The 26,681-nt window shown below is 65.5% G+C and carries 27 protein-coding genes and 1 tRNA gene; 20 read left to right on the top strand and 8 right to left on the bottom strand.

Features of this window, described 5'->3' with window-relative positions; all coding sequences use genetic code 11:
• The first annotated feature begins 35 nt into the window (after nucleotides 1-35).
• On the top strand, nucleotides 36-1,121 hold the full coding sequence (locus tag DCM80_RS15160) for an AbrB family transcriptional regulator (RefSeq protein ID WP_257197724.1): 1,086 nt from the start codon (nucleotides 36-38) through the stop codon (nucleotides 1,119-1,121).
• Nucleotides 1,122-1,245: 124 nt separating this feature from the next.
• Here the strand turns inward: DCM80_RS15160 and DCM80_RS15155 are convergent, their stop codons facing one another.
• Nucleotides 1,246-1,788, bottom strand: coding sequence for a disulfide bond formation protein B (locus DCM80_RS15155; protein ID WP_257197723.1), 543 nt, complete (start codon nucleotides 1,786-1,788; stop codon nucleotides 1,246-1,248).
• Nucleotides 1,789-1,944: 156 nt separating this feature from the next.
• On the opposite strand from DCM80_RS15155, the gene DCM80_RS15150 reads away from it, so the two are divergent.
• Nucleotides 1,945-2,029, top strand: a tRNA-Leu gene (locus DCM80_RS15150).
• A gap of 719 nt (nucleotides 2,030-2,748) precedes the next feature.
• Here DCM80_RS15150 and DCM80_RS15145 read toward each other — a convergent pair.
• Complete coding sequence (locus DCM80_RS15145; protein ID WP_257197722.1) at nucleotides 2,749-3,126, bottom strand: VOC family protein; 378 nt, start codon at nucleotides 3,124-3,126, stop codon at nucleotides 2,749-2,751.
• Between the two features lie 112 nt (nucleotides 3,127-3,238).
• Here DCM80_RS15145 and DCM80_RS15140 point away from each other — a divergent pair, with 112 nt between their 5' ends.
• The 4 genes from DCM80_RS15140 to DCM80_RS15125 all read left to right on the top strand — a co-directional run bounded on the left by DCM80_RS15140 (nucleotide 3,239) and on the right by DCM80_RS15125 (nucleotide 7,340).
• Nucleotides 3,239-4,105 (top strand): alpha/beta fold hydrolase, encoded by an 867-nt coding sequence (locus tag DCM80_RS15140; protein ID WP_257197721.1) that lies wholly within the window; start codon nucleotides 3,239-3,241, stop codon nucleotides 4,103-4,105.
• 162 nt (nucleotides 4,106-4,267) lie between these two features.
• Nucleotides 4,268-4,501, top strand: a complete 234-nt coding sequence (locus tag DCM80_RS15135) for a hypothetical protein (protein ID WP_257197720.1) — start codon at nucleotides 4,268-4,270, stop codon at nucleotides 4,499-4,501.
• Nucleotides 4,502-4,674: 173 nt separating this feature from the next.
• Entirely contained in the window at nucleotides 4,675-5,358 is a 684-nt protein-coding gene (locus DCM80_RS15130; RefSeq protein ID WP_257179498.1) for a response regulator transcription factor, read from the top strand.
• 104 nt (nucleotides 5,359-5,462) lie between these two features.
• The gene (locus tag DCM80_RS15125; RefSeq protein ID WP_257197950.1) at nucleotides 5,463-7,340 is read left to right on the top strand and encodes an ATP-binding protein; all 1,878 of its coding nucleotides are present in this window, start codon (nucleotides 5,463-5,465) and stop codon (nucleotides 7,338-7,340) included.
• A 130-nt stretch (nucleotides 7,341-7,470) separates the two neighbouring features.
• On the opposite strand, the gene DCM80_RS15120 is transcribed toward DCM80_RS15125, so the two are convergent.
• Nucleotides 7,471-7,761 (bottom strand): hypothetical protein, encoded by a 291-nt coding sequence (locus tag DCM80_RS15120; RefSeq protein WP_028134086.1) that lies wholly within the window; start codon nucleotides 7,759-7,761, stop codon nucleotides 7,471-7,473.
• Between the two features lie 238 nt (nucleotides 7,762-7,999).
• Between DCM80_RS15120 and DCM80_RS15115 the strand changes: the two genes are divergently transcribed.
• Nucleotides 8,000-8,224, top strand: a complete 225-nt coding sequence (locus DCM80_RS15115) for a hypothetical protein (RefSeq protein WP_257197718.1) — start codon at nucleotides 8,000-8,002, stop codon at nucleotides 8,222-8,224.
• Between the two features lie 443 nt (nucleotides 8,225-8,667).
• Here the strand turns inward: DCM80_RS15115 and DCM80_RS15110 are convergent, their stop codons facing one another.
• Complete coding sequence (locus tag DCM80_RS15110; protein ID WP_257197716.1) at nucleotides 8,668-9,090, bottom strand: GFA family protein; 423 nt, start codon at nucleotides 9,088-9,090, stop codon at nucleotides 8,668-8,670.
• 207 nt (nucleotides 9,091-9,297) lie between these two features.
• A complete protein-coding gene (mddA, locus tag DCM80_RS15105; RefSeq protein WP_257197714.1) occupies nucleotides 9,298-10,086 on the bottom strand; it encodes a methanethiol S-methyltransferase in 789 nt (262 codons plus the stop codon).
• Nucleotides 10,087-10,219: 133 nt separating this feature from the next.
• On the opposite strand from mddA, the gene DCM80_RS15100 reads away from it, so the two are divergent.
• Nucleotides 10,220-11,764 (top strand): winged helix-turn-helix domain-containing tetratricopeptide repeat protein, encoded by a 1,545-nt coding sequence (locus DCM80_RS15100; protein WP_257197712.1) that lies wholly within the window; start codon nucleotides 10,220-10,222, stop codon nucleotides 11,762-11,764.
• 30 nt (nucleotides 11,765-11,794) lie between these two features.
• Here DCM80_RS15100 and irr read toward each other — a convergent pair whose 3' ends face one another.
• Nucleotides 11,795-12,280 (bottom strand): Fur family transcriptional regulator Irr, encoded by a 486-nt coding sequence (irr, locus tag DCM80_RS15095; protein WP_257197710.1) that lies wholly within the window; start codon nucleotides 12,278-12,280, stop codon nucleotides 11,795-11,797.
• Between the two features lie 179 nt (nucleotides 12,281-12,459).
• Between irr and DCM80_RS15090 the strand changes: the two genes are divergently transcribed.
• From DCM80_RS15090 to DCM80_RS15060, 7 genes are all read left to right on the top strand, one after another.
• Nucleotides 12,460-12,771 carry a hypothetical protein gene (locus tag DCM80_RS15090; RefSeq protein WP_028134081.1) on the top strand — a complete coding sequence of 104 codons (312 nt, stop codon included), beginning with the start codon at nucleotides 12,460-12,462 and terminating at the stop codon, nucleotides 12,769-12,771.
• A gap of 282 nt (nucleotides 12,772-13,053) precedes the next feature.
• Nucleotides 13,054-14,604, top strand: coding sequence for an ABC transporter substrate-binding protein (locus tag DCM80_RS15085; RefSeq protein ID WP_257197709.1), 1,551 nt, complete (start codon nucleotides 13,054-13,056; stop codon nucleotides 14,602-14,604).
• A gap of 315 nt (nucleotides 14,605-14,919) precedes the next feature.
• Complete coding sequence (locus tag DCM80_RS15080; RefSeq protein WP_257197708.1) at nucleotides 14,920-15,891, top strand: ABC transporter permease; 972 nt, start codon at nucleotides 14,920-14,922, stop codon at nucleotides 15,889-15,891.
• The gene (locus tag DCM80_RS15075) at nucleotides 15,888-16,727 is read left to right on the top strand and encodes an ABC transporter permease (RefSeq protein WP_257197707.1); all 840 of its coding nucleotides are present in this window, start codon (nucleotides 15,888-15,890) and stop codon (nucleotides 16,725-16,727) included. The genes DCM80_RS15080 and DCM80_RS15075 overlap by 4 nt, the downstream gene beginning before the upstream one ends.
• 2 nt (nucleotides 16,728-16,729) lie before the next feature.
• Nucleotides 16,730-18,355 carry an ABC transporter ATP-binding protein gene (locus DCM80_RS15070; protein WP_257197949.1) on the top strand — a complete coding sequence of 542 codons (1,626 nt, stop codon included), beginning with the start codon at nucleotides 16,730-16,732 and terminating at the stop codon, nucleotides 18,353-18,355.
• 360 nt (nucleotides 18,356-18,715) lie between these two features.
• The gene (locus tag DCM80_RS15065; protein ID WP_257197706.1) at nucleotides 18,716-18,889 is read left to right on the top strand and encodes a hypothetical protein; all 174 of its coding nucleotides are present in this window, start codon (nucleotides 18,716-18,718) and stop codon (nucleotides 18,887-18,889) included.
• Nucleotides 18,886-19,095: a hypothetical protein gene (locus DCM80_RS15060; RefSeq protein ID WP_257197705.1), complete on the top strand. Its 210-nt coding sequence runs from the start codon at nucleotides 18,886-18,888 to the stop codon at nucleotides 19,093-19,095. The genes DCM80_RS15065 and DCM80_RS15060 overlap by 4 nt, the downstream gene beginning before the upstream one ends.
• A 24-nt stretch (nucleotides 19,096-19,119) precedes the next feature.
• On the opposite strand, the gene DCM80_RS15055 is transcribed toward DCM80_RS15060, so the two are convergent.
• Entirely contained in the window at nucleotides 19,120-19,401 is a 282-nt protein-coding gene (locus DCM80_RS15055) for a hypothetical protein (protein ID WP_257197704.1), read from the bottom strand.
• A gap of 183 nt (nucleotides 19,402-19,584) precedes the next feature.
• Between DCM80_RS15055 and DCM80_RS15050 the strand changes: the two genes are divergently transcribed.
• The 4 genes from DCM80_RS15050 (at nucleotide 19,585) to DCM80_RS15035 (ending at nucleotide 24,367) form a co-directional block, all read left to right on the top strand.
• Entirely contained in the window at nucleotides 19,585-19,905 is a 321-nt protein-coding gene (locus DCM80_RS15050; RefSeq protein ID WP_028134074.1) for a hypothetical protein, read from the top strand.
• Nucleotides 19,906-20,130: 225 nt separating this feature from the next.
• Nucleotides 20,131-20,856, top strand: coding sequence for an outer membrane protein (locus DCM80_RS15045; protein ID WP_257197702.1), 726 nt, complete (start codon nucleotides 20,131-20,133; stop codon nucleotides 20,854-20,856).
• A 167-nt stretch (nucleotides 20,857-21,023) separates the two neighbouring features.
• Nucleotides 21,024-23,177 (top strand): methyl-accepting chemotaxis protein, encoded by a 2,154-nt coding sequence (locus DCM80_RS15040; protein WP_257197700.1) that lies wholly within the window; start codon nucleotides 21,024-21,026, stop codon nucleotides 23,175-23,177.
• Nucleotides 23,178-23,305: 128 nt separating this feature from the next.
• Nucleotides 23,306-24,367, top strand: coding sequence for an MBL fold metallo-hydrolase (locus DCM80_RS15035; protein ID WP_257197699.1), 1,062 nt, complete (start codon nucleotides 23,306-23,308; stop codon nucleotides 24,365-24,367).
• A gap of 40 nt (nucleotides 24,368-24,407) precedes the next feature.
• Here DCM80_RS15035 and aroQ read toward each other — a convergent pair whose 3' ends face one another.
• A complete protein-coding gene (aroQ, locus tag DCM80_RS15030) occupies nucleotides 24,408-24,839 on the bottom strand; it encodes a type II 3-dehydroquinate dehydratase (RefSeq protein ID WP_257197698.1) in 432 nt (143 codons plus the stop codon).
• Between the two features lie 340 nt (nucleotides 24,840-25,179).
• Here aroQ and hemA point away from each other — a divergent pair, with 340 nt between their 5' ends.
• Complete coding sequence (hemA, locus tag DCM80_RS15025; RefSeq protein WP_257197697.1) at nucleotides 25,180-26,409, top strand: 5-aminolevulinate synthase; 1,230 nt, start codon at nucleotides 25,180-25,182, stop codon at nucleotides 26,407-26,409.
• The last annotated feature ends 272 nt before the right edge of the window (nucleotides 26,410-26,681 follow it).

The raw sequence follows: 26,681 nt of genomic DNA, 5'->3' as shown, positions 1-26,681 counted from the left end.
ATTGTGCGCCTGCCGCCGATTTGCGATAAGGCGGCGTGAAGCACATCACCACCTCCCTGCCGTTCGAATGGCCGAGCCGTGCCAAGCTCTTGAGCACGGCGGAGACGCTCGTCATCGGCACCGCCGGAGGCCTGGTGTTTCTCCTCGCCGGCCTTCCCGGCGGGCTGATCTCGGGCTCGATGATCGCGGTCGGCATCGCCGCCATCGCCGGCCGCCAATTGGCGCTGCCGCCGCTGCTGACCCAGGCCGTGCTGGTGCTGCTCGGCATCTCGCTGGGCTCGGTGGTCTCGCGCCATCTGCTGCAACAGGTCGGCGCCTATCCCCTCACCATCGGGCTGCTCGCGCTCGCGACCTTCTGCTCGACCTTCGGCTCCAGCTATTACCTCCAGCGCATCCATGGCTGGGACCGCACCTCGGCCTTCCTGGCCGGCAGCCCCGGCGCGCTGTCGCAGATCACGATTCTCGCGGTCGAGCGCGGCGCCGACCTGCCGGGCATTGCGGTGGTGCAGACCATGCGCGTCATCATTCTCACCGCGGCGCTGCCGATGGTGCTCGCGATCGCGGGCGTGGTCCCCTCCGCCGCGCCGTCGCTGACGACGACGATTGCCTCGCCGCTCGACCTCGTGGAGTTGGTCGTGGCCTCGCTGGCCATGGCGCTGGTGCTGCGGCTGATCAGATTTCCCGCGAGCTGGATGTTCGGCGCCATGATCGCCTCCAGCGTGCTGCATGGCGCCGGCTGGGTCGAGGGCGGCCTGCCGGACTGGGTGCGCGGCGTCGCGCTGGTCGGCATCGGCGCGCTGATCGGCAGCCGCTTCGCGCGGATGCGGATCAAGACGCTCGCCGGCCACATCAACGCGGCGCTGGGTTCGTTTGCCGTGGCCGTCGCCGTCTCCGCCATCTTCGTCGGCATCGTCGCGCTCACCACGCAGGTCAAATTCTCCGACATCGTGGTCGCCTTCGCGCCGGGCGCGATGGACGCCATGCTGGCGCTGGCGCTGACGTTGCACATCGACCCGATCTTCGTCGGCGCCCATCATTTGTCGCGTTTCGTGTTCGTGACGATCGCAACGCCGGGCATCGTGCATCTGTTCGGGCGCACGCAAGACGACGTGGACGATTAGCAGGGCACAGCTCTCGTAGGGTGGGCAAAGGCGCACTTGCGCCGTGCCCACGTCTTCTTCGGCCTTGTCACGAGGGAGATGGTGGGCAAGCTTCGCTTTGCCCACCCCTACGCAGCGACGGCAACTACGAACGTTTCGCCGTTGCCGCAAATCCCCACGCGGCGATCGCGGCCATCAGCAGCGAGATCAGCACGTTGTAGCCGGCGAGCGAGAGGCCGAGGAAGCGCCACTGTACCTCGTCGCAGCGCACCACCTTCACGGTGTCGAGCCGTGAAAACAGATCGCCGGCATTGCCGAGATTGACGACCGGACCGCTGCAATCGGTCGGTCCCTTCCAGAAACCCCACTCGACGCCGGAATGGTAGGCGCCGAGGCCGGCATTGGCGAGCGTCGCCAGCACGAGGATCGCGAGCCCCGCCAGCAGCAGCGGCCGCGGCGCGCGATTCCTCGCCGCAAAAGCCGTGAGCGCGCCAAGCGGAATCGCGAGGTAATAGGCGTAGCGCTGCTCGAGGCAGAGCGGGCAGGGCAGGATCTCCAGCACGAGCTGGAAGAACCAGGCGCCCGCGATGGCCGCGGCCGCGATCAGCGTGACGAGCAGCGAGGCCGTCAGCGCGGGGCTCGCGGCCCCCGGCCTGAATGCAGGTATTGCGGCACTCTGGGTCGTCACGGCGGCCTCTTTCAAAGGGGGCGTGGCCTTAGCCTCTAGCCCCGGTCCAGGCAGCTGTCGAGAACGGCGGACATCACTTTGGCGCGGGTTGACCCCGCTTTGTCCATGGCTATAGTCCGCCGGCTTCGAGACGCTCCCTCCAAGGGCCGACCGAAGGCCCCTGTGGCGGAACTGGTAGACGCGCTCGACTCAAAATCGAGTTCCGCAAGGAGTGCTGGTTCGATTCCGGCCAGGGGCACCACGCTTCGCCCTGCGGGCTACGCGTGGCGCAGCCCACGTCGGAGCCCGCAGCGCGAAGCGTGGTGTCCGGCGTAGCCGAGGGCGAAGACGGACTGTGTCCACCAGACTCAAACAGCAAGACATGCCTCCACGCTCTCGCGGCGCCTGACGCCCGAGCTTTGGGCTTCTCGCGACGCCCCTTGGTTGGAAAGGGCGCAGGGAAGGCCGGGCGCCGGCTGGCACCCACGGTCCGCTGTGCGCAGATTGCGCGAAGATAGATGCACAGCGGCATACAGGGCAGCCTGGACATCCCGGCCTTTCCCTGCGCAATGGTTTGACGGCTTATGGCGCGCTCTCCCCGGGGAGCGTTGCACTATTGCCCCCGTCGCCTTGCGGACGAGCGGTGCGCGTGCCCGGTCGGGCCGCCTCACCCCCGCAAGCCTTGACGCACAGACCCCGGGCGTCAGGACCACACGCTTTTGCCGTACGCTGGACCGCACCGGTCGTGTGCGCGCCGCTCAACCGCTCACGGGTCAAACCCGCCCTGCGACTGCCGGCGCGCGATGCGCCCAACGTCCACCGCGACCCGGCCCGCGTATCGTGACGATCGCGAAACGCCCCTTTGCCTTGGGCCGGGATGGCAAACGACTACGACATTTCCGAATTTCTGTCAATCGGAAATTCGAGCTGGGGCGGAATGGCTTCAGCCTGAAGCGATAGCCGCGGGTTGCCCCGTCACGCCTATCTTGCCGAATAGGTTACGGCCTCGATCTTGTGACCGTCTGGATCACGGACGAACGCGCCGTAGTAGTTGAGGTCGTAGTTCGGCCGCAGCCCCGGAGGTCCATCGTCGCTGCCACCGTGTTTCAATGCCGCTGCGTAGAAACGATCGACCATCGCGCGGTCCTCGGCGGCAAAGGCGATGTGACTGCCGTTGCCCGCGGTCGCCGGTCGTCCGTCGATCGGAACCTGAACGCTGAAGTGAAACGTGCCGCTTCCGTAGCCAAGTCCACCCTCATCCTCGGCCATCGGCATGATGCCGACGATGGGCAACACGGCATCGTAGAAGCGCTTCGCCCGCTGAACATCATTCGTCCCGACCGAAACATGATGGATCACAACGACCTCCCGTTCCGATGTTGCCCCGTAACGGTGAGCGTCCAGCCGTTGTTCCCTCCACACCCCGGGAACCCCGCCGAAGACGTCGCTTTATCTACGAAGGAAGCAGGACATGGACACACGCGTCAGGCATTGCAGGGTTCAGATCGGACCCGTGGACACATTCTACCGCGAAGCAGGACCGGAAGGCGCGCCCGTCGTCCTCCTGCCGCACGGCTATCCCTGTTCATCCTACGAATTCCGCAATCTGATGCCGCGGCTGGCCGACAAATGGCGGCTGATTGCGCCGGACTATCCCGGGTTCGGTTATAGCGGGACACCCGAGGACTTCGATTACAGCTTCGACGGCTATGCCGCGTGGCTCGACCGGTTCGTGATGCATCTGAGGATCGATCGCTTCGTGATCTACCTTCATGATTTTGGCTCGCCGATCGGGGCCAGGCTGGCGATGATGCGGCCTGAGCGGGTGGTGGCTCAGGTCATTCAGAACGGTGACATACCTTACGAAGATGCGCTTGGCCCGAAATACGCCGACATCGAGAAGACCTGGACACTGCCCGACCGGGAGATGCGTGCGGCGATGAGGCAGGCTGTCACCGAAGAGAATTTCCGCGACGAGTTCCTGAATGATGTGCGCGCGGATCTGGCTCATCTCATCGCGCCGGACCTTTGGCAATTGCACTGGTCGCTGATGACCGAGCGACGGAAGGACGCCGCCGCAGACGTTCTGTTTGGCCTCAAGGCGAACCGCCAATGGTTTCCCGAGCACCGCCGATATCTTCAGCAGCACAAGCCGCCGACTTTGATCCTGTGGGGGCCGCAAGACCATTACATGCCAGAGGAGTCGGCACGAGCCTATCTCCGCGACCTGCCAGATGCCGAACTGCATCTCCTGGACGGCGGCCACTGGCTGCTCGAAACCAACCTCGATGAGGTTGTCTCGCTCATGCGTCCATTTCTCGAACGGTTGAAGTCCTGACGTGCATAGTCAGTGGCGGAGAGCCGCTCCGGCAATGACGGCGATGGCGTCCCCGGCGCCGGCTGGCTCCCCCCAAGTCACCCAGGCTTCGCCAAGTTATTCCCTATGCCAGGTTATTCCCTATATCGTGCGACATGATTGGTGATGCAGCGGATAGCTTCGATGGCCAGGAGACGCACGACGGATACGGACGCCGACGATCTGCCGCGCTATCTGGTCTGGGTCCGGGGTCTCGATGGCCCTGAGCCGCAGAAATGGATGGCGATGGATTTCGGTGTCGGCGACTGGAAGCGACCGCTGGTGCTGGCGTATCTGGAATTGCCGGACGAGGAACGGTCCCTCTCTCTGTCGGTCCTGGCGCGGCGCTATCCGCCGCCGCGCGTCGACCTTCCCTAGAAGCATCGGCAACTCGGCGGCCGTCCATCATTGGCCCCCCGTGACTCGGCAGTCCCATAACTTGGCAGTCCTATGATTTCCCCGCCCCCATGATTATGGGTGTCACGGCATCCCCGCTACGGCTAAACTTGCCCTTGCGCCGCGGGGGACACGCGGGTGCGGGACCTTAGATCATGACCGAACAGGGCGAGACGGGTGACGTCATCACCATTCTCCTCGTCGAGGACGACGCGCCGACCTGCTGGCGGCTTCAGGATGCGCTGGTCAAGGCCGGCTACGAGGTGCGCAGCGCCGGCACGCTCGGCGAAGCCCGGTCTGCGCTTGCCGGCGGCGCGCCGCGCGTGCTGCTGACCGATCTGCGGCTGCCCGACGGCCACGGCATCGAGCTGATCCGCGAGATGAGGCAGCGCTTCCCCGACACCGAGATCATGGTGATCTCGGCCCTCGGCGACGAGGAAAGCGTGATCTCCGCGATCACGGTCGGCGCCACCGGCTACCTGCTCAAGGACGCCTTCCCCACCGACATCGCCACCACGGTGCGCGACCTCGTCGCCGGCCATTCGCCGATCTCGGCCTCGATCGCCCGCTTCATCGTGCGCAGGACGCAAGGCGCGGCGCAAAGCTCGGCGGAGCCGCCGCCCGGCCCCGTGCTCAACACCGCCCGGCTGACACCGCGCGAGATCGACATCCTCTGGGGCATCGCCAAGGGCTTCAGCTATGCCGAGATCGCGAGCCATCTCGGCCTGTCCAAGCAGACCGTGCCCGGCCATATCAAGAACATCTATCGCAAGCTCGAGGTGCACACGCGCAGCGAGGCGGTGTTCGAGGCGGTGCAGCAGGGCCTGATCAAGCTGTGAGCGAGATCGCGGCCAAGGCACCTGCGAAGGCACCTGCGAAGGCACCTGCGAAGGCACCTGCGAAGGCACCTGCGAAGGCAGCCGGCAAAGCCACGCAGCGCCGGCTGCTGGCCTCGCGCCTCGTGCCCTATCTGCTGGTGCAGGCCCTGATCGTGATCGTCACCATCCTCGGGCTTCGGCAATTGCAGCCGAGCGACCCCGAAGGCTTCGCGTTGAGCGATTTTTCGGCGCGGGAGGACGGCCAGATCCGCCCCGTGACGCTGCCGCATTTCACGTCGTCGCGCTATTCCCTGACCGACCCGCCGTTCTACACCGGCGCCTTCACGTTCCCCAACGGCGCAGCGGCCGCGGGCTGGTCGGTCTACCTGCCGCGCTTCAGCAACGCGGTGGAGGTCGCCGTCAACGGCGTCGTCGTGCTCGACTCCCGGCGCGACGCCAATGCCAACCGGCCCGACCGCAACACGCCGCAGATCGCGGCCATTCCCGCTTCGCTGCTGCGCGAGGGCGGCAACGAGATCACGGTACGGCTGTACGTATGGGGACCGCTCAAGGGCTTTCTCGACACCGTCTATGTCGGCCCGGACGTCGCCCTGCGCCCGGCCTATGAGACGCGCACGCTGCTGTTCGTCACGCTGCCGGTGGTGTTCTCGGCCTGGCAGGCGATCCTGGCCGTCATCCTCGCGATCATGTGGCTGATGCGGCGTCATGAGCCGGTCTACGGCGTGCTGGCCGCGGCGATGGTGCTCGGCGTGGTGCAGGCGTTCGCGCCGCCGCCGGTGCCGCCGGCCGCCACCTCGCGGCTTGCCGCCGTGCTGCTGGCCTCCGCGCCGATCGAGAGCGCGCTGATCGTCGTGTTCGCGGTGCTGTTCTTCGGCTGGCGCTGGCCGCGCTACGGCACGCTGCTGTTCGTGCCCGGCATCCTCGTGTTCGTGGTCGGGCTGATCGGGGGCCCGCCGCTGCCGCGCATCCTCTTCCTGGTGCTCGGCATTCCGACCGTCGGGCTTTGCCTGGTCCTGATGGCTTGCATCACGGCAACGGCGGTGGTGCGGCGGCAGGACGCGGCGAGCTTCACGATCGGATGCGCCGTGACCATCGTGCTGACCTGCTGGATCCAGGACATGCTCACGGTGCTCGAGATCGCGACCAACGATCGCATCTTCGTCTCGCGCCTGTCCTATTCGGCGATGCTGGTCGCGATCGGCGCCGGGCTGACCTGGCGCTTCGCCCGCGCCTTGAACCAGGTCGACAGCTTTGCCGGCCAGCTCGTGACGCGCGTGCGGGAGGCCGAGGAACGGCTGAAGGCGAGCTTTGCCCGCGAGGAGGAGCGCGCCCGCGCCGCCGCGCTCGCCAACGAGCGCACGCGCCTGATGCGCGACCTGCATGACGGCCTCGGCGGCCAGCTCGTCAGCATCGTCGCGCTCTCCGAGCGCGGCCATGAGGGCGCGATGATCACCGACGCCGCCCGTGCCGCCTTGAAGGATCTGCGTCTCGTCATCGATTCCATGGACGACATCGGCGGCGATTTGATGCTCGCCCTCGGCTCCTGGCGCGAGCGCACGACGGCGCAATTGCGGCCGCACGACATCACGCTCGACTGGCGCGTGGCGACGCCGCAAGGCGTGCCGCTGCATCCGGAACTGCGGCCATGGCACGTCATCCAGATCGTGCGCATCCTCGACGAGGCCGTGACCAATGCGGTCAAGCACGCCCAGGCCCGCCGCATCGCAGTCACCATCGACACGTTCGACGCCGGCCAGGGGCCGTATGGCGTGATCAGCGTGACCGACGACGGTCGCGGCTTCGCGCCGGACAGCAATAGCGAGGCCGCTCGCAACGGCCAGACCGCGCGCGGCTTGCGCAACATGAAAAGCCGCGCCACGCGCTGCGGTGCCGTGCTCGATCTGAGCTCGGATTCGTCCGGCACGCGTGTGCGGCTGCAATTGCCGCAGCGCTTTCCCGACAGCGACATGGCTACGGGCTGAAAGGCCCCCTCCCCGAACGTGTGGGGCGCACGGAGAGAGGGGACGGGCCGGGAAGCTGCCTGCGGAGGACGGGGGTGTTCGTCCGCAGGCTCCGTTGGCCCGAAGCAATGCAATCAATTCAATGGAAATATCAGCGCCGGCCGACGCGGTTAACCGGGCCGCCGCGATTCATCGGCGTTCCCGCGCGCACGCCGACACCGGGCGCGCCGACGCCGGGCGTTGCGACCGCCGCCGCGGCGACCGGCGCTCCCGGCGCCACCACCACCGCCGCCGTCGGTCGCACCACGCAGCCCTTGGGCACGCCGACCGTCTTGCAATAGACCACCGCCTGCGCCGGGCTCGTGCCCAGCGACACCATCGCCGCGCCCGCGAGCGCCATGACCGTCAGCCCTGCGCTCAGCGCTCCAGCTCTCTTCGACATTCTTAGCTCTCCTGCTTCCCATTGGCGTCCCGATGCAATCATCGGGTTTCGCAGCCTAGGTATAGCCTGAATGGCAAAAGACGGCGCCCGAATACATGCCATGAAGATGGGGGTACCGGTAGCCGGGCGGGTTTGCCGGTGCCATGAACATGGCATGGACCGGCGGCGGGCCTTTGCGGGATTGTCCGGCCCGATTGATCCCGGTCGGGACCAACGAGGATTCCAAAAGAGGTGCCCTATGAAGATTTCGGTTCTTGCCGCGCTGCTGCTCGCTGCCGCCGCCCTGCCCGCTGCCGCGCAATCCGGTCCGTCGGTCCAGGAGCAGATGGCCTGCCGCGGCGACGCGAGCAAATTCTGCGCCGAACATATCGGCAAGCCGCCGCAGATGAACGCCTGCCTGCGCGACAACAAGTCCAAGCTCTCGGATTCTTGTCGCAAGGTCGTTGAATCGCGCGGCGGCTAGTCCGTTCTCTTTCTGCCTTGACGAATAAGAGGGCGGCGCACCGCCGCCCTCTGAGGCCTTCGAGACGGCGCTGACGCGCCTCCTCTCCATGAACACCGATTAGGCGCCGGTGGCTGGATAGGGAATGATTTGCTGACCGAGCTGACGAGCCAGCCGGCGCAGAATGCGGTGTTTGGTTTCCAATACTTTCTCCTCGTATTGAGCCACGCCGGGCAACCAGGCGCACCAGAGGATCAAGCAGCCACACTGTCTCCCGGCGGCGCTCCGCAGCCAACGATACCGTGTTCATGGTCCGTGTGCAGTGCCGGTTTTGGCGCTGGCGGCTCAGGATGAGGCTGATCTGTGCTCGCGCTCGTTGAAGCTGCTGCCGCGCACTCCGTCCTCATCCTGAGGAGACCGCGACGCGGTCGTCTCGAAGGATGGCCGCAAGCGCAGCCCCGCCGTTACTCCTGCATCATCTCGCCGCTGCCGCCGAACTCGGCCGGAAAATCCTTCAGCTTGGGCAGGCCGTCGCGCATCGGCAGCACGGTCTCGGCATAATTGACGTGAACGGCGGGCGCGAAGGCGAGCGTCGGGATGGTGGCGCTGAAGACGTCGACCAGGCCGAGCGGCGGGTGATTGGTCATGAGATGACCGCCGCACTTCCTGCAATATTTGCGCTGGCTGAGCGGCGTCTTGACGAAGGTCTCGACATTGCCGGCGCCTTCAGTGACGCGCACGGCCTCGGGCTTCCACAGGCTGAAGGCGTTGACCGGACCGCCCGACCACGACCGGCAGGAGCGGCAATGGCAATAGCCCATCGCCTCCGGTGCGCCCGTGACCTCGATCGTCACCGCGCCACAGAAGCAGTTTCCGACATGTTTCATTGCATCGTCTCCGTTGATGAAGGGAAGGATCCCCTCCCCGCTCCTCGTCCACGATATGTCGGGACAGACGGGATGCGGGGAGAGCTGTCGGGGTGAAGGGACATCACCCCCGGGCGACGTTGAAGGGATGGACGCGAGAGATGCTCGCAGAGCTCAGTCGGCGCAGCCCCGCGTCCTCCGTTCGGAGGACGCTGGCGGTGCCGTACGCTAGAGCGACCGGCGCCAGGGAATAAGCATCGAGACCCGCCGCTTGTAGTCCCGGTACTCGTCACCGAAGAGAGCGACGAGGTCGTGCTCCTCCAGCGCGATGCCGACGAAGATGTAGAGCGTGGTGACGGCCGCGAACAGCAGATGGCCCGCGGTCATGGTCGGCGCCGCCCAGAACGCGACGATGAAACCGAGATAGATCGGATGGCGGACGAAATTGTAGAGCAGCGGCGTCTTGAAGCGCGGCGGCGCCATCTCCTTCCCGATCAGATGGTTGGTCACCTGATGCAGCCCGAACAATTCGAAATGATTGATCAGGTATGTGCTGGTGAACACCAGGATCCAGCCCGCGAACGACAGCGTGACCAGTGTCACGGCGAGATCCTGGTTCTCGACGTTCCATATGATTGCAGGCAACGGACGCCATTGCCAGAACAGGAGGAGCAATGACAGGCTCGCGAACAGCACATAGGTCGAGCGCTCGACCGGCTTCAGGACGAACTGCGTCCACCACGCCTTGAACTGCTTGCGCGCCATCACGCTGTGCTGAACCGCGAACAGCGACATCAAGAGCAGATTGATGAGAACCGCCTCGACGGGCGGCGTGTCGGTTCCGGTGTCGATGGTCTTGGGGACCATCACCCCCATGACGAAGCCGATGGCATAGAGAATGGTGACGAAGAAGACGAGATAGGCCGTAATTCCGTACAAAAAGGCGGCGAGCTTGAAAATGCGTGTGCCCATAATCTCCGGGCCCATAGAATGAATTTGGTGATCAAGTTGGGTCATGAAACGCTCCGTTGTGCCGAGACATCGACACTGTTTGGTCTTGACACCATGGCGGATCGGACGCCCCGAGGCTTTCGCAGGCGGTTGATTTTCGCCTGAGACGACTTTGATTTTTGCTTGAGACGACGAAACCGTGCGATTCTGCTTTGAAAACAACGTGCTCGACGGCACCCTGCGGGAACTCACCCGCGGCGGGGTGCCCGTGGCGTTGCAGCCGCAAGTGTTCGATCTCTTGCTCTATCTCGTCGCGCAACGCGGGCGTGTGGTCAGCAAGGATGACCTGATCAGCCAGATCTGGGCCGATCGGATCATCTCGGATTCCGCGCTGAACAGCCGGATCAACGCCGCGCGCAAGGCGATCAGTGACGATGGCGCGACCCAGCGGCTGATCAAGACCATTCCGCGCAAGGGCTTTCGCTTCGTCGGCGAGGTCCGGGAAGAAGCCGCAGCGATCGTGCCGGCCGAAGCCGGCCCCGCTCTCCCGCGCGTGGCGGATCGCCCGGCGGTCGCGGTGCTTGCCTTCGAGAACATGAGCGGCGATCCCGCACAGGATTATTTCGGCGACGGCATCAGCGAGGACATCCTCACGGCGCTGTCGAAGCAGCGCTGGTTCATGGTGATCGCCCGCAACTCATCCTTCACCTACAAGGGACGCGCAGTCCATATCGGGCAGATCGCGGAGGAGCTCGGCGTCCGCTACGTCGTCGAAGGCAGCGTGCGCAGGTCGAACAACCGGGTCCGCATCACCGCGCAACTCAACGACGCCATTTCGGGCGGCCATCTCTGGGCCGAGCGCTATGACCGCGAGCTCGGCGACGTCTTCGCCGTCCAGGACGAGATCACCAACGCGATCGCGGCGGCGATCGAGCCGCAGATTCACGCAGCGGAGAACTTTCGCGCGCACAGCAAGACACCGGCGAGCCTGGACGCATGGGATCTCCTGATGCGGGCGCTGTCGCATTATTGGCGCGTGACCCCGCGCGATCACGAGACCGCACGAACGCTGCTCGAACGCGCGATCGGGATCGATCCGAGCTACGGCCGGGCGCTGTCGCTGCTGGCGGCCAACCACATGTTCGGCGCGCATCTCGGCTGGAGCGAGCTCGCCACGGTGGCACCGGTGGCGGAAGCCGCCGCGCTGGCCGCGGTGCGCTGCGATCATGAGGATGCCTGGGCCCATGTCGCGCTTGGCAGCGTCTGCTTCTCGACACGCAGGCTCGCGGACGCGCTGTCCGAGTTCGAGCAGGCGCTCGCGCTCAACCCGAACTTCTCCCTGGCGCAGGGCTATTACGCGCTGGCGCTGTCCTATGCGGGACGGGCGACGGATTCGTTCGAGGCCGCGCAGCGTGCGATCCGGCTGTCGCCCCGCGATCCCTCGCTGGCGATCTATCACGGCATCGCCGGCTATGCGCGCTTCACCGAACGCCGATATGACGAGGCCATCGCGCTCGCGCGGGAGGCGATCCGCCATCGCGGCGATCTCACCGGCGCCTACCGCGTGCTCGCGGTCTCGGCCGGCATGACCGGCGACGACATGCTGGCGGAGACGGCGCTGGGCGAGCTCCGCCGCGCCCAGCCGGGCATCTCGCTGTACTGGATCGCGACGCAGCTGCCGTGGGCCAACGACGCCGATCGCGCGCACTATCTGGAAGGCTTCCGGCGCGCCGGATTGCGCTGAGGCGCGCGCGGCGCTCCTGGAGAATAAGCGCTAGGTTCGCTTGCGGCGCAGATGGACGATGACGTCGAGCCGCGCGATCTCGTGGCCGGGAAGCGCTTCGGGGATCTTGGTGAAGGCGAGGCCGTCGGCGACGTCGACCAGCACATCCTCGCCTTCGAGGTAGAAGTGCGGATGCACCGAGGTGTCGGTGTCGAAGAACGACTTGATGCCGTCGGCCGCGATCCGGCGCAGCAGGCCGGCCTCGGTGAACTGGTTCAACGTGTTGTAGACGGTCGCGAGCGACAGATAGGCGTTCGCCGCCATCGCCTCTTCATAGAGGCTCTCGGCGGTGACGTGACGGTGGCCGTTCAGGAACAGCAACTGGCCGAGCGCAAGACGCTGGCGCGTCGGGCGGAGGCCCGCATTGCCGAGCAGCTGCAGGCAACGTTGCACGCCCGGATCCGGCGGTAGCTCGCGGCTGGCGACATCAGGTCCGTCATCGTCAAGCGCCGGGATATGGGTGGCCTGGATGTCCATCGATCGTCTCACGGCTTAAGGGAGCAGGACAGGCAGTGCCGTCTTCCGCCAGTTGCTATTCGATCGCAAAAGCGGTGATCCGACTTTGATCCAGGTCAAATTCGCAGGCTGCCTCTGACCTATCGCAAGGCGGCCCGATCCATTCCCGGTCAGGATAGGCCGGCATCAACGAGGTTCACATGTCCAGGCCGGTCCCCGACAAGGCAGAGGTCGCGCTCGAATATCCCGACAAGTTCTATGTCGGCACGTTCGAGCATTCGTCGCGGTTCGAGGCGCGGCTCGACGGCAGCGGCGTTGCGCTGACGCTGCAGCATCCGGGCGCCGCCGACGAGCGCAAATCGGTCCATCTGCACATCAATTTCGGCCTGCTCGCCGGCATCCTGCGTGAGCTCGCCGGCAGCGTCGCCGGCATCCCCAAGGACGACATCGCGCACCGCGAGCAGCTCGCGGAGGCGCTCGACGAATTGCGACGGGCGCTCAGCGCATCATGACGGCCTGATGCCTTTGGTCGCAGGCGCGAGCTTGTGCACCGCCTCCGCCAACTCTCGCCATGACTGAAGCCTGCTGATTGCTCCGCGCGCGACGGCCTGCGGGGAAAACAGGACGCGCTGTACATTTTTTGTGCTGATGCTGTCGAGACTTTCATCTTGCGGCGCCGAACGAGACTGTGTGAGCCTCGATATCGGATGGGGACTGGGACGGACTGGTCGTAGCTTTGCGCGCGAGCACGTTGCGAAGCGTTTTCGGCTGGCCTCGCTTGAGAAAGTTACGACATGCCGAAACGAGTGTTGCTTGGTCTTCTCCTGGCTTGCGGCTTTGCGGCCCCGGCTCTGGCGCAAGAGCCGAAAACGGGGGGCGTGATCAATGCCGTGATCCAGCCCGAGCCGCCCGGCCTGATGCTGGCACTGGTGCAGAACGGCCCGACCCAGATGGTGTCGGGCAACATCTTCGAGGGGCTATTGCGCTACAGCCCCAAGCTCGAACCGCAGCCGGAGCTCGCCGAGAGCTGGAGCGTCAGCGAGGACGCCAAGACCTACACCTTCAAGCTCAGGAAGGGCGTGACCTGGCACGACGGCAAGCCCTTCACCGCCGCGGACGTCTTGTTCTCGATCGAGATGCTGAAGCAGACGCATGCGCGCGCCCGCACCAATCTGGCGCAAGTCGACAAGGTGGAGGCGCCCGACGATTACACCGTGGTCTTCACGCTGAAGCAGCCGTTCGGCCCGTTCCTCGGCATCTTCGAGGTCGGCTCGATGCCGATGGTGCCGAAGCATCTCTATGAAGGCACCGACTTCAAGACCAATCCCTACAACAACGCGCCCATCGGCACCGGCCCCTTCATGTTCAGGGAGTGGCAGAAGGGATCGTTCATCCGACTGGTCAAGAACCCGAACTATTACGAGAAGGGCAAGCCCTATCTCGACGAGATCTACTGGCAGATCATTCCCGACGCCGCGGCGCGCTCGGTGGCGTATGAGACCGGCAAGGTCGACGTGCTGCCCGGCGGCTCGGTCGAGAATTTCGACGTGCCGCGGCTGTCCAAGCTGAAGGACACCTGCGTCACCGGCGCCGGCTGGGAGTTCTTCTCGCCGCTGGCCTGGCTGTGGCTCAACAACCGCCAGGGTCCGCTCGCCGACAAGCGGGTCCGCCAGGCCGTCATGTATGCGATCGACCGCGATTTCGCCAAGGACGTGATCTGGAACGGGCTCGGCAAGGTCGCGACCGGCCCGTCGGCCTCGACCATCAAGTACTACACCGACGACGTGAAGAAATATCCGTACGATCCGGCCAAGGCCAAGGCGCTGCTGAAGGAGGCCGGCTACAAGGGCGAGAAGATCCGCCTGCTGCCGCTCGCCTATGGCGAGACCTGGCAGCGCTGGGGTGAAGCCGTGAAGCAGAACCTCATGGACGTCGGCATCAACATCGAGACCATCGCCACCGACGTTGCCGGCGGCAACCAGAAGATCGGCGACTGGGACTACGACATCGCCTTCACCTATCTCTACCAGTACGGCGATCCCGCGCTCGGGGTCGGCCGCAACTACATCTCCAGCAACATCGCCAAGGGCCAGGTCTTCAACAACGTCGAGGGCTATTCCAACCCGGAGATCGACAAGCTGTTCGCCGAAGGCGCGATCGCGACGCCGGATTCCAAGCGCAAGGAGATCTACGAGAAGGCGCAGAAGATCCTGGTCGAGGACGTGCCGGTGGCCTGGATGCTCGAGCTGCAATTCCCGACCATCACCCGCTGCAAGGTCAAGAACCTGATCACGACGGGGATCGGGGTCAACGACGGCTTCAAGGACGCATGGCTCGACAAGTGAGCCCTGCTCCTTTCACCTCTCCCCGCATGCGGCAGGGCAATCGCATAGGACGATTTGCGCGACCTGTGCGCGCGCCTCGTCCTTCGAGACGACCGCTTCGCGGTCTCCTCAGGATGAGGCTCAGCAACACCGGCATCTTGAAACTAACGCCGCGCACGCCAGTCCTCATCCTGAGGGCCCGCCGAAGGCGGGCGTCTCGAAGGATGGCCGCAGGCGAGATCGTTGCCGTGCGCGATTCCCGTGTTGCGTACGGGGCAAGGGAGTTCACCGTCACCCTGTTTCCCAGGTCCCGCTCCAAGATATGATCTCTTAAAAATGCTCTCCTTCATCTCCCAGCGTGTCGTGAAGGGCGTGATCGTCCTGCTCGCGATCGTCGTCCTCAATTTCTTCCTGATCCGGCTCGCGCCCGGCGACCCCGCGATCGTGATGGCGGGCGAAGCCGGCGCCAGCGATCAGGTCTTCGTCAAGCAGCTCCGGGAAAAGTTCGGCCTCGACAAGCCGCTGCCCGAGCAGCTCTTCATCTACGTCAAGGGCGTGGTCAGCCTCGACCTCGGCTTCTCCTTCCGCCAGCAGGCGCCGGTGGCAAAGCTGATCGGCGAGCGGCTGCCGGCGACGTTGCTGCTGACGCTGACCGCGTTTGCGATTTCGCTGATGCTCGGCATTGTCTTCGGCACCTTCGCCGCGCGCTTCGCCGGAACCTTCCTCGACACCGCCATCACGGTCTTTGCGCTGGTCTTCTACGCCATGCCGATCTTCTGGGTGGCGCTGATGGGCATCCTGCTGTTCTCGGTCACCATGGATTGGCTGCCGAGCTTCGGTTACGAGACGGTCGGCGCTAACCTCACCGGCTTTTACCACGTGGTCGACGTCGCAAAGCACCTGATCATGCCGGCGATGACGCTAGGCCTGTTCTTCATGGCGACCTACACCCGCATGACGCGCGCCTCGATGCTGGAGGTGAAGCGGCTCGACTTCGTCAAGACCGCGCGCGCGAAAGGCCTTGGCGATGCCGTGATCCAGCGCCGCCACGTGCTGCGCAATGCGCTGCTGCCGGTCGTGACGCTCGCCGGCGTGCATTCCGGCACGCTGATCGGCGGCGCCGTCATCACCGAGACCGTGTTCGCCTGGCCCGGCATCGGCCGCCTGATGTACGACGCCCTGCTCCAGCGCGACTACAATCTGCTGCTCGGCGTCTTCGTGATCTGCTCCGCCATGGTGCTGATCTTCAACCTCATCACCGACCTCGTCTATCGCCTGGTCGATCCGCGCATTGAATTCGCCTCATGAGACAGTTCTGGAAATCGATGTTCAAGAGCCCGAGCGGCGTCGTCGGGCTGATCATCCTCCTGCTCGCGATCTCGGTCGCATTGTTCGGGCCGATGCTGTTTCCAAACTCGCCCTGGCGCATGGTGCAGCGGCCGTTCCTGCCGCCCTTCACGCTCAGTGCCGTGCCGCTCGGCACCGACGCGCTCGGGCGCGACGTCTTTGCCGGCATGATCTTCGGCGCGCGAGTCTCGCTATTGGTCGGTCTCGTCTCGACACTGGTCGCGCTGGTCGTCGGCATTCCCATCGGCGCGATGGCCGGCTATTTCGGCGGCAGGGTCGACGACGCCCTGATGCGCTTCACCGAGTTCTTCCAGACCATCCCGAGCTTCGCGCTCGCGATCGTGCTGGTCGCGATCCTGCAGCCTTCGATCTACTCGATCGTGACGTCGATCGCGCTGGTGAGCTGGCCGCCGGTCGCACGCCTGGTACGCGGCGAGGTGCTGTCGCTGCGCACGCGCGAATATGTCCAGGCGGCCATCGTCACCGGACAAAGCAACAGCTGGATCATCCTGCGCGAGATCCTGCCCAACGCGCTGTCGCCGGTGATCGTGCTGGCCTCGCTAATGGTGGCGACCGCGATCCTGCTGGAATCCTCGCTGTCCTTCCTCGGCCTCGGCGATCCCAATCTGATCTCCTGGGGCTACATGGTCGGCGCCGGCCGCACCGTGATCCGCCAGGCGTGGTGGATCACCGTGTTTCCCGGTATCGCCATCCTGATCTCCGTGCTCGGGCTGAACCTGATCGGCGAAGGCCTCAACGACGCGCTCAATCCGCGTCTGTCGCGCGAGGGACGCTGATGATGATCGCCCCGCCTGCCGTCTCCATCAGGAACCTCAGGATCGCGCTGCCGAAGGGCGCCGAGCGGCCCTTCGCGGTCGACGGCGTCTCGCTGGACCTGCACCCGGGCAAGATCGTCTGCGTCGTCGGCGAGTCCGGCTCCGGCAAGTCGATGTGCGCGCATGCGCTGATGGGCCTGTTGCCCGATACGGTGTCCGTCGCCGCCGGCGAAATCCAGTTCGAAGGCCGCGACCTGCTCAAGCTCGATGACGCCGGCTGGCGCGACCTGCGCGGCCGCCGGCTGGCGATGATCTTTCAGGAGCCGATGACCGCGCTCAATCCCTTGATGCGGATCGGCGACCAGATGGCGGAGATGTTCGAGGCACACGGCCTGCTGACGCCAAGAGAGCGGCGCGCCAAGGCGCTGTCGCTGGCGCGCGAGGTCGGCCTGCCCGATCCCGAGCGCATCGTGCGTGCCTATCCGCACCAGCTCTCCGGCGGCCAGCGCCAGCGCGCCATGATCGCGATGGCGCTGGCGCTCGAGCCTGCGGTGCTGGTTGCGGACGAGCCGACCACCGCGCTCGACGTCACCACGCAGGCGCAGATCCTCAAGCTGATCCGCAACCTCCAGCGCAGCCGCAACATGGCGGTGATGTTCATCACGCACGATTTCGGCGTGGTCGCCGACATCGCCGACCAGGTCGTGGTGCTCCGCCATGGCAGGGTGGTGGAGGAAGGCCCGGCCTCTGCCGTCTTCAACGAGCCGCAGCACGACTACACCAAGGCGCTGCTCGCCGCCGTCCCCTCGATGGATCCGCCGGCACGCAAGCCTCTCGACGGTCAGGCCAGGGCGGTCGAGGTGATCGGTCTGGACAAGACCTACGTGACATCAGGCGGCTGGTTTCGCGAGGACCGCCGCGTCGATGCCGCGCGCGCGGTCAATTTCAGCATCCTCAAAGGTGAGACGCTCGGCCTCGTCGGCGAATCCGGCTCCGGGAAATCATCGGTGGCGCGTCTCGTGATGCGGCTGATCGAGGCCGACCGCGGCACGGTGCGGATCGGCGAGACCGATCTCACGTCTCTGTCCGGCAACGCGCTGCGCGCCGAGCGCCATCGCATCCAGATGATCTTCCAGGATCCGTTCGCCTCGCTCAATCCGCGCCGCAAGATCGGCCACATCATCGCCGCAGGCCCGATCGCGGCCGGCATCGATGCGAAGATCGCCTTCGATCGGGCCCGCGATCTGCTCAAGATGGTCGGCCTCGATGCCGGCGCGCTCGAACGCTATCCGCACGAATTCTCCGGAGGCCAGCGCCAGCGTATCGGCATCGCGCGCGCGCTGGCGCTCGAGCCGGAGATCATCGTCGCGGACGAAGCCGTCTCCGCGCTCGACGTCTCCGTGCAGGCGCAGGTGTTGAGACTGCTCGAAGACCTCAAGGCACGCCTCGGTCTCTCCATGCTGTTCATCACTCACGATCTGCGCGTCGCCGCCCAAATCTGCGACCGCATCGCGGTGATGCAGCGCGGCGCCATCGTCGAGCTGAAGCCGACCGCGCAGCTGTTCGCCGCGCCGGAGCATGCCTATACGCGCGAGTTGCTGGCTGCGGTGCCGGGACGGAAGGAGCCTGCGCGGCGGCGTGAAGCGTGACTGCATCGGATCACCAAACCTCGCGTTGGTTCCAAAAACTTGCATGCCCCAAGGTGAAACATATTCAAGCTAGCCGCATTTGCTTTCCGGAATGATCCTTGCTGATGAAGGCAAGGAGCAAAGCTGACACCGGCATTCGCGCGCTGGCCCGGAGAGCCTCGCAAGCGAATACAAGGTGGTGAGCGGCTTCTCGACCCGCGCATGATCGGCGCTGGAGGTATCGAGATGCCCGGGTGCGCTCACACGTATTTTATTCCGTCGTGATCGGCCGCGCCGCTTCAAAGGCGTAGCCGGCACCATAGATCACAATGGAATGATTTTCGTCATCTGATAACGGATACCAATTGATACGGAGCCGACATGGGCGAAGTTGTTCGATTTGTCTCGAAGTCCGAGCGTGAGCGGATGCGTCTCATCCAGGAGGCGCGCGCCATCTACGACAGCATCTTCCCTTCGGCCGATCCGGCCGGCGAAGGTCAGGATAAGGTGCCGCCCGGCCGGGCGTTCGTCGGCGACGGGAGCACCCGATCGTGATCAAGATCATCGCGGTGCTTTGCAGTCTCGCTTCTCCGAACAATTGCTACGAGCAAACCGTCACCACCTCGGATTTTGCCGAGGTCTCGGTGCAGTCCTGCCTGATGGGCGCGCCGCAGCTCGCCGACTGGATGAACCAGCATCCGACCGAGCGGCTGGCAGCATGGCGCTGCGTGATCGGGCAACAGGTTCGCCGCGGAATCTAGCTGTTCAAGCTGACCGGCACCGCTTCATCGGGTGGTGTTGCTCCAGGTCGGAACGGAATTGGTGACGCCGACCGACGGCCAATTGTAGGATCCGATCGACGGCGCCGTGACGGTGCCGACCGACGCTCCGGACGAGCCGTACGCTTTCGGCTGCGCGGCCGGCGACGCGCCGCCGCCATAGTTCGGGGCCACCACGCCGGCACTGTAAGGCCTGCTCGCGCGCTGCTTCTTCGCCTCGGCCGCGACCGGCGCGAGCAAAAGTCCGGCCCCGATGACGGCGGCAATGACGAATTTGAAGCCCATCATGGCTGATCTCTCCGAAGCTGGCGCCCCGGTCGCCATGTGTCCATTCAGCGGACGATGTCCAGGGCCGCCCCGTTCATAACTCCGTGCGCAGGGGAAGGTGCCGGGCGCGGACGCTCCGCCTTCGGATGGACCCGAATCAGCGTTAGTGCATTGGCCTCACGCGACTTCGCGGATTGAGGCGACATGACCGGCCCTGAACTGAAGCAACTCCGCGCCGACCTCTCCGACGCCCTCGAGCGAAAGCTCACCGCGCTCGACATGGCAAAGCTCTGCGGATTGCCGGAGAAGGGCGGCGCCGACACCATCCGGCGCTGGGAGGTGAGCGGCCCGACGCCCTCGGCGACCAAGGTGCTGCGCGTGCTCGCGATGGCGAGCGAGCGCTATCCGATCCTGGAGAAGTTCGACATCTTCGATCGCCACGACGTGCGCGAGGAGGACCGACCTGCAAAGCGCGCGGCGTTCCGCCAGCAGATGCGGGACGAGGCGCGCCGGCGGCTCGGTTAACGAAGTGCGCCTGGAGGTTACCGAGACGCTGCGACGTTAAACCTTCCTTCAGCATTTCTTAAGCCCGCATTAAGCACGAAGATCATTTGCAGCCCAATAGGTTGGGTTGGGTGCCGCTGTGCCATGCATGTGACAGCATTTTCATCAAAAGCGAGCTATCTGCAGAACCAACGCCGGCGCGGACAGCGCGCCTGCCGGGGACATTGAGTGCTGGAGTTCAAGACGATGAAGAAGATTCTGTTTGCGACCGTTGCGCTGCTCGCGATGGGCGCGGCTGCGCCGGCCGTCGGCGCCGATCTCGGCAACCGCAACTATTACAAGTCGCCCGCGCCGGCCTATGCCGCGCCGATCTACAACTGGACCGGTTTCTATATCGGTGGGCATGTCGGCGGCGCGTTCTCCAGCGACAACAATTTCAGCGGCCTCTCCACCGGCAACAACGGCAATGGCCGTTTCCTCGGCGGCGTGCAGGTCGGTGCGGACTGGCAGTTCCACCCGAACGTCGTGGTCGGCGTCGAGGGCCAGTATTCCTGGCTCTCCGGCAGCGTCGGCGCCGTGTTTCCGGGCGGCATCGCCTACACCAACGACCAGCGCGGTCTCGGCTCGATCACCGGCCGCATCGGCTACACCTGGGGTCCCGGCCTCGTCTACGTGAAGGGCGGCTACGCCTATTCGGACAACAACGAGAGGGTGACCGTCGGCGGCGCGCCGGCCGCCTTCGTCATCACGGGCGACCACCGCAACGGCTACACCGTCGGTGCCGGCCTCGAATACATGTTCGCCCCGAACTGGTCGGCCAAGGCCGAGTACCAGTACTACAATTTCGGCGACGCGAGCTTCACCGCGGGTCCACTCGTCGGCACCGGCAGCTTCACCACCGACGACCACACCATCAAGGCGGGCGTCAACTACCGCTTCAACTGGGCAGGCCCGGCGGTCGCGCGCTACTGATCGTTACCGCAACTTTACCAGGACGAAGGGCCGGCGCTGTCGCCGGCCCTTCTTTTTTTCGCCTTACGGAACAGACGCAACCGTTTGCGGATATTGCGATTTTTTTAACCCGGCCGTGCCGATACTGCCGGCCACAAAGAGAAGCAAGAACGCTGGGGGAATTTTCGATGGCGATCCGTCTGGGCCTTGGCCCTTTGCTTGGTCGATTCAAGCCGCGATTCAAGATGCCAACATGGGGCGTGCGCGGCAGCCTGTTTGCGGCATTCGCGGTGATCGCAGGCATGGGCCTCGTGATCGCAGCCGGCGCCGGGCTGGCGCTGCAGAATCTCGGCGGACGCATGACCGAGCTGAGCGGACGGGACATTCCGCGCCTGACCGCCAGCCTGCAATTGTCGGCGCTGAGCGCGAGCCTTGCGGCGCAGGGACCGGCCCTGCTCGCGGCGCAAAGCGAGGAAGCCCTCAACGAGCGCACCAAGAAGCTCAAGGAATTGCAGGAGCAGACGCAGCAGAAGCTCACCGAGATCATTCAGCTCGGCGGCGACAAATCGGTCGTCTCCGGACTCAGCGAGACGATGAAGAGCATCAACGAGGCGGCGCAGAGCCTGGCCAAGGCCGCCCGCGAGCGGCTGGACATCGCCGCTCTTCACGACAAGCAATATGACGCGCTGCGCAGCGCGCAGGGCGCCTTCGTCGGCGCGGCCAGCCCGGCGATGCTCGACGCGCAGACCCGGGTCAACGCCATTCTCGGCTCGGCCGACCTGTCCGCCGCAGATGCTTCCGACGCCGCGCAGACCGTCGGCCAGCTCGGCAACGTCGTCGCCAGCGGCAACCTCGCGGCCGCCGACATGAGCGCAGCGCTGTCGGCCAACAGTAGCGACAAGCTCGACGACATCCAGAAGGAATTCAAGACGGCGCAGGGCCGCCTGCGATCCAACCTCGATCTGCTGCCGGACAACCAGGGCAACAAGATGCTGCGCGAGACGGCGGAGAAGCTGCTCGCGCTCGGCACCGGCAAGACCGGCGTGTTCAATCTGCGCGAGAAGGAACTCGACTCCATCGACTACGGCCAGACCATCCTGGACGAAACCCGCAAGCTCAATGTCGGCCTCGGCATCAGCGTGCAGCAGCTCGTCGACGGCGTGCAGAAGGAGACCGACGCCTCGACCTCCCAGGCGCAGCAGGAGACCTCGCTCGCGACCTCCGTAATGCTGGCGCTCGGAGCCTCGATGCTGGTCGGCTCGGCGCTGTTCGTCTGGCTCTATGTCGGCCGCAACATCCTGCGCCGGATCACCGGCCTGCAGCGCGCCATGCAGCTGCTCTCGGCCGGCGATCTCGACACCGAGATCGCGCGCGCCAAGCACAAGGACGAGATCGGCGCGATGAACGACACGCTGACCGTGTTCCGCGACAGCATGATCGAGGCCCGGGCGCTCGCTGCCGAGCAGGACAAGGACCGCATCGCCAAGGCCGAGCGGGCCGCGCGCATGGAGGCGAAGATCGCCGAATTCGAGAACACGGTGCGCACCGCGCTCGACAACCTGGCGCAATCGGCCAATTCGATGCAGTCGACCGCGCAGAGCATGTCGACCACCGCCGACCAGTCCAACGCGCTGGTCAACGCGGTCGCTTCCGCCGCCGAGGAGACCTCCGTCAACGTGCAGACCGTGTCGTCGGGCACCGAGCAGCTGTCGTCCTCGATCGAGGAAATCAGCAAGCAGGTCGTGACCTCGGCCGCGATCGCGAAGAAGGCCGTCGACGAGGCCGGCGCGACCGACGCCACGGTGCAGAGCCTCGCCGACAGCGCGAGCCGCATCAGCGTCGTGGTCGATCTGATCCAGACCATCGCCTCGCAGACCAATCTGCTGGCGCTCAACGCCACCATCGAGGCGGCGCGTGCCGGCGAGGCCGGCCGCGGCTTCGCCGTGGTCGCCTCCGAGGTCAAGAGCCTCGCGAGCCAGACCGCCAAGGCGACGGAGGAGATCCGCACCCAGATCGCCAGCATGCAGGACATCACGACCTCGGCGGTCGGCGCCATCCAGGGCATCGGCCGGATCATCGGCGAGATCGACAACGTGACCACGACGATCGCGGCCGCGGTCGAGGAGCAGGGCGCTGCCACCCGCGAGATCGCGCGCAACATCCAGCATGCGGCCGGCGGCACCAGCGAGGTCTCCAGCAACATCGTCGGCGTCTCCACCGCCTCCGCCGAGGCCGGCGCCGCGGCGAACGAAGTGCTGGGCGCCTCCGATGCGCTGCGGCGCGAGGCCGACCTGCTGCGCGGAGAGATCGACGCGTTCCTCAACAACATGCGGGCGGCGTAGGACGCCGCTTCGTAGCCCGGATGGAGCCATCCGGGCTACGGAAAACTGCCGGTATGACCGCCATGCGGAAACCCCTCCCCGTCCTTTTTCGGCTAGCGCCCCGCGCGCGCCGGGTTTAAGCGGGTAGCATGACCGCGAAAACCGACACCGCGCCGTCCTCGGCCGAGGCGCTGCGCTATCCCTGGGACCAGCATCCCGGCCACGACGAGATCGTCGAAGTCAGGCCCGGCGTGTTGTGGGCCCGGCTGAAGCTGCCGTTCCGCCTCAACCACGTGAACATCTACCTGCTCGCCGACGGCGACGGCTATGCGATGGTCGATACCGGCTTCGGCAACGAGGAGACGATCGAGGCCTGGACCAAGCTGTTCGACGGGCCGCTGAAGGGCGTCACCGTCACGCGCCTGATCGTCACTCACTCCCATCCCGACCATGTCGGCCTCGCCGGCTGGGTGGTCGAGCGGTTCAATTGCCCGCTGGTGATGTCGCAGGTCGAGTATCTGCAATCGGTGTATCATCAGAACCGTGGCACCGCGGAGCGGCAGGAAGCGCAGCGGCTGTTCTTCCGCCGCCACGGCATGGACGAGTCGCTGACCGAGAAGCTGCTGGGCCGCGGCCAGGATTATCTCAAGCGCGTCTCGGTGCTGCCGCCCTCCTATCGCCGCATCTCCCATGGCGACGACGTCGTCATCGGCCCGCGCCGCTTCAAGGTGATCACCGGCGGCGGCCATGCGCTCGACCAGGTCATGCTGTATTGCGCCGACGACAAGCTGTTCCTCTCCGCCGACCAGGTGCTGAGCAGGATCTCGCCCAACGTCAGCGTCTGGGCGGTCGAGCCCGACCAAAATTCGCTCGGCGAATATCTGGCCTCGCTCGCCAGCCTCACCACGACGCTGCCCTATGACGTGCTGGTGCTGCCCGGCCACGGCGTGCCGTTCTACGGATTGAAGACGCGCATCAAGCAGCTCGCCGACCACCACGAGGAGCGCTGCCGCCTGATCGCGGAGGCCTGCCGCGAGGTGCCGCAGACCTCGCGCGCCCTGGTCCCCGTGGTGTTCAACAAGCATGTGCTCGACGAGCACCAGATGGGTTTTGCCGCCGGCGAGCTGGTCGCCCACGTCAATTACATGATCGTCGAGGGCCGGCTGACCGCGGAGACGAAGGACGGCGTGCTGCAATTCAGGACGACGTGAGCTCTTCGCCTCTCCCCGCAAGCGGGGCGAGGGAGCAGACTCACTTCATGCTCGCGATCGCGTGCAGCGCCGCGATGTAGCCGAACGGGCCCAGGCCGCAGATCACGCCGGTCGCCACGAACGAGATCCTGGAGTGGCGGTGATATTCGTCGCGGGCGTGGATGTTGGAGATGTGGACTTCCAGCACCGGGCCCTCGAACGTCTTGATCGCGTCCATGATGGCCACCGAGGTGAATGAGAAGCCGGCCGGATTGATGACGATGGCGTCGGCATCCTGCCGCGCCGACTGGATCAGGTCGACGAGGACGCCTTCATGGTTGGACTGGTGGAAGGCCAGCTCGAGGCCGAGCTTGGCGGTGGCGGCCTCGCAAGCCGCGTTGATCTCCGCGAGCGTCGTCGTGCCATAGATATGCGGCTCGCGGATGCCGAGCATATTGAGGTTGGGACCGTTGAGGATCATGACACGTTTCATCGGGCGTCCTTTCGCATGAGCTTGGCGGGCACCGATCCGCGCCCCGACGAAAGCAAGACGACGAGATCGGCGCGACCAGCTCGGCCATCATGGACGCAGGGCGCCCCATGGACAAAATGTCCAAGCCGGCTGCAGCGGTCTGCGGCTTTCGCGGGGGCCGCCATCCGCGGCGGCGGGATGCGTTAGGCGTTTGATCCACATCAACTATCGCCTGCGAGACGACGCTATCAATATACCCGCGCGCCGCGCACCAAATGTGTGCTGGCGCATAGACATTGGAGCTGGAAAAGCTCTAAAAATGGGTGGCCGCCTTGGCCGGGTTCCGTTGCAGGTTTTGCCGATGGATTACAACCAGTTCTTCGATTCCGCCCTCGATCGTCTCCACGCCGAGCGGCGCTACCGCGTGTTCGCCGACCTCGAGCGCACGGCCGGCCGGTTCCCGCACGCGGTCTGGCACTCGCCGAAAGGCAAGCGCGACGTCGTGATCTGGTGCTCCAACGATTATCTCGGCATGGGCCAGCACCCGAAGGTGGTCGGCGCCATGGTCGAGACTGCGACCCGCGTCGGCACCGGGGCCGGCGGCACCCGCAACATCGCCGGCACGCATCATCCGCTGGTCCAGCTTGAGGCCGAGCTCGCCGATCTCCACGGCAAGGAAGCCGCGCTGCTGTTCACCTCGGGCTATGTCTCGAACCAGACCGGCATTCCGACCATCGCAAAGCTCATTCCGAACTGTCTCATTCTGTCGGACGAGCTCAACCACAATTCGATGATCGAGGGCATCCGCCAGTCGGGCTGCGAGCGGGTCGTGTTCCGCCACAACGACGTGGCGCATCTCGAGGAGCTGCTGAAAGCGGCCGACCCGAACCGTCCGAAGCTGATCATCTGCGAAAGCCTCTATTCCATGGACGGCGACGTCGCCCCTCTCGCCAAGATCTGCGATCTCGCCGAGAAGTACGGCGCGATGACCTATGTCGACGAGGTCCACGCCGTCGGCATGTACGGCCCACGCGGCGGCGGCATCGCCGAGCGTGACGGCGTCATGCACCGCATCGACGTGCTCGAAGGCACCCTCGCCAAGGCTTTCGGCTGCCTCGGGGGCTACATCGCCGCCAACGGCCAGATCATCGATGCCGTGCGCTCCTATGCGCCGGGCTTCATCTTCACCACCGCGCTGCCACCGGCGATCTGCTCGGCTGCGACCGCCGCGATCAAGCACCTGAAGGCCTCGAACTGGGAGCGCGAGCGCCACCAGGACCGCGCCGCCCGCGTCAAGGCGATCCTCAACGCCGCCGGCCTGCCCGTGATGTCGAGCGACACCCACATCGTGCCGCTGTTCGTCGGCGATCCCGAGAAGTGCAAGCAGGCGTCCGATCTCCTGCTCCAGGAGCACGGCATCTACATCCAGCCGATCAACTATCCGACGGTCGCCAAGGGCAGCGAGCGGCTGCGCATCACGCCCTCGCCCTATCACGACGACGGACTGATCGATCAGCTCGCCGAAGCTCTGCTGCAGGTGTGGGACCGCCTCGGCCTGCCGCTGCGCGCCAAGTCGCTGGCGGCGGAATAGGTCTTTCTTACCCTCCCCTGGAGGGTCCGGGACGAGCGTAGCTCGCCCGTGGGTCGCTACGCATGCAGCGAAGCGCAATGCGGAGCGGGGTGGGGTGACGGTGTCTCCACATCCAATACTGCCCGAGTGGATAGATCACCCCACCCCGCTCGCGCTACGCGCGATCGACCCTGCCCCTCCAGGGGAGGGTAAGTCCCAGCATCCGCATTCCCACCTTAACGACAGCCCCGATTCCGGCCGCTGCCCGGCATTTCGCTGTCGCCTCGCCCCAT

This window comes from Bradyrhizobium sp. WBOS08 (assembly GCF_024585125.1).
GTDB lineage: Bacteria > Pseudomonadota > Alphaproteobacteria > Rhizobiales > Xanthobacteraceae > Bradyrhizobium > Bradyrhizobium japonicum_B.
The sequence above is the reverse complement of the archived record's forward strand: the minus strand, read 5'-3'. Positions and strand labels throughout refer to the sequence as shown.

Coding starts and splice junctions, on each gene's coding strand:
- DCM80_RS15140 (WP_257197721.1), top strand. CDS start 3,239: ATGGACACACGCGTCAGGCATTGCAGGGTTCAGATCGGACCCGTGGAC.
- DCM80_RS15135 (WP_257197720.1), top strand. CDS start 4,268: ATGGCCAGGAGACGCACGACGGATACGGACGCCGACGATCTGCCGCGC.
- DCM80_RS15130 (WP_257179498.1), top strand. CDS start 4,675: ATGACCGAACAGGGCGAGACGGGTGACGTCATCACCATTCTCCTCGTC.
- DCM80_RS15120 (WP_028134086.1), bottom strand. CDS start 7,761: ATGTCGAAGAGAGCTGGAGCGCTGAGCGCAGGGCTGACGGTCATGGCG.
- DCM80_RS15115 (WP_257197718.1), top strand. CDS start 8,000: ATGAAGATTTCGGTTCTTGCCGCGCTGCTGCTCGCTGCCGCCGCCCTG.
- DCM80_RS15110 (WP_257197716.1), bottom strand. CDS start 9,090: ATGAAACATGTCGGAAACTGCTTCTGTGGCGCGGTGACGATCGAGGTC.
- mddA (WP_257197714.1), bottom strand. CDS start 10,086: ATGACCCAACTTGATCACCAAATTCATTCTATGGGCCCGGAGATTATG.
- irr (WP_257197710.1), bottom strand. CDS start 12,280: ATGGACATCCAGGCCACCCATATCCCGGCGCTTGACGATGACGGACCT.
- DCM80_RS15090 (WP_028134081.1), top strand. CDS start 12,460: ATGTCCAGGCCGGTCCCCGACAAGGCAGAGGTCGCGCTCGAATATCCC.
- DCM80_RS15085 (WP_257197709.1), top strand. CDS start 13,054: ATGCCGAAACGAGTGTTGCTTGGTCTTCTCCTGGCTTGCGGCTTTGCG.
- DCM80_RS15080 (WP_257197708.1), top strand. CDS start 14,920: ATGCTCTCCTTCATCTCCCAGCGTGTCGTGAAGGGCGTGATCGTCCTG.
- DCM80_RS15075 (WP_257197707.1), top strand. CDS start 15,888: ATGAGACAGTTCTGGAAATCGATGTTCAAGAGCCCGAGCGGCGTCGTC.
- DCM80_RS15070 (WP_257197949.1), top strand. CDS start 16,730: ATGATCGCCCCGCCTGCCGTCTCCATCAGGAACCTCAGGATCGCGCTG.
- DCM80_RS15065 (WP_257197706.1), top strand. CDS start 18,716: ATGGGCGAAGTTGTTCGATTTGTCTCGAAGTCCGAGCGTGAGCGGATG.
- DCM80_RS15055 (WP_257197704.1), bottom strand. CDS start 19,401: ATGATGGGCTTCAAATTCGTCATTGCCGCCGTCATCGGGGCCGGACTT.
- DCM80_RS15050 (WP_028134074.1), top strand. CDS start 19,585: ATGACCGGCCCTGAACTGAAGCAACTCCGCGCCGACCTCTCCGACGCC.
- DCM80_RS15045 (WP_257197702.1), top strand. CDS start 20,131: ATGAAGAAGATTCTGTTTGCGACCGTTGCGCTGCTCGCGATGGGCGCG.
- DCM80_RS15040 (WP_257197700.1), top strand. CDS start 21,024: ATGGCGATCCGTCTGGGCCTTGGCCCTTTGCTTGGTCGATTCAAGCCG.
- DCM80_RS15035 (WP_257197699.1), top strand. CDS start 23,306: ATGACCGCGAAAACCGACACCGCGCCGTCCTCGGCCGAGGCGCTGCGC.
- aroQ (WP_257197698.1), bottom strand. CDS start 24,839: ATGAAACGTGTCATGATCCTCAACGGTCCCAACCTCAATATGCTCGGC.
- hemA (WP_257197697.1), top strand. CDS start 25,180: ATGGATTACAACCAGTTCTTCGATTCCGCCCTCGATCGTCTCCACGCC.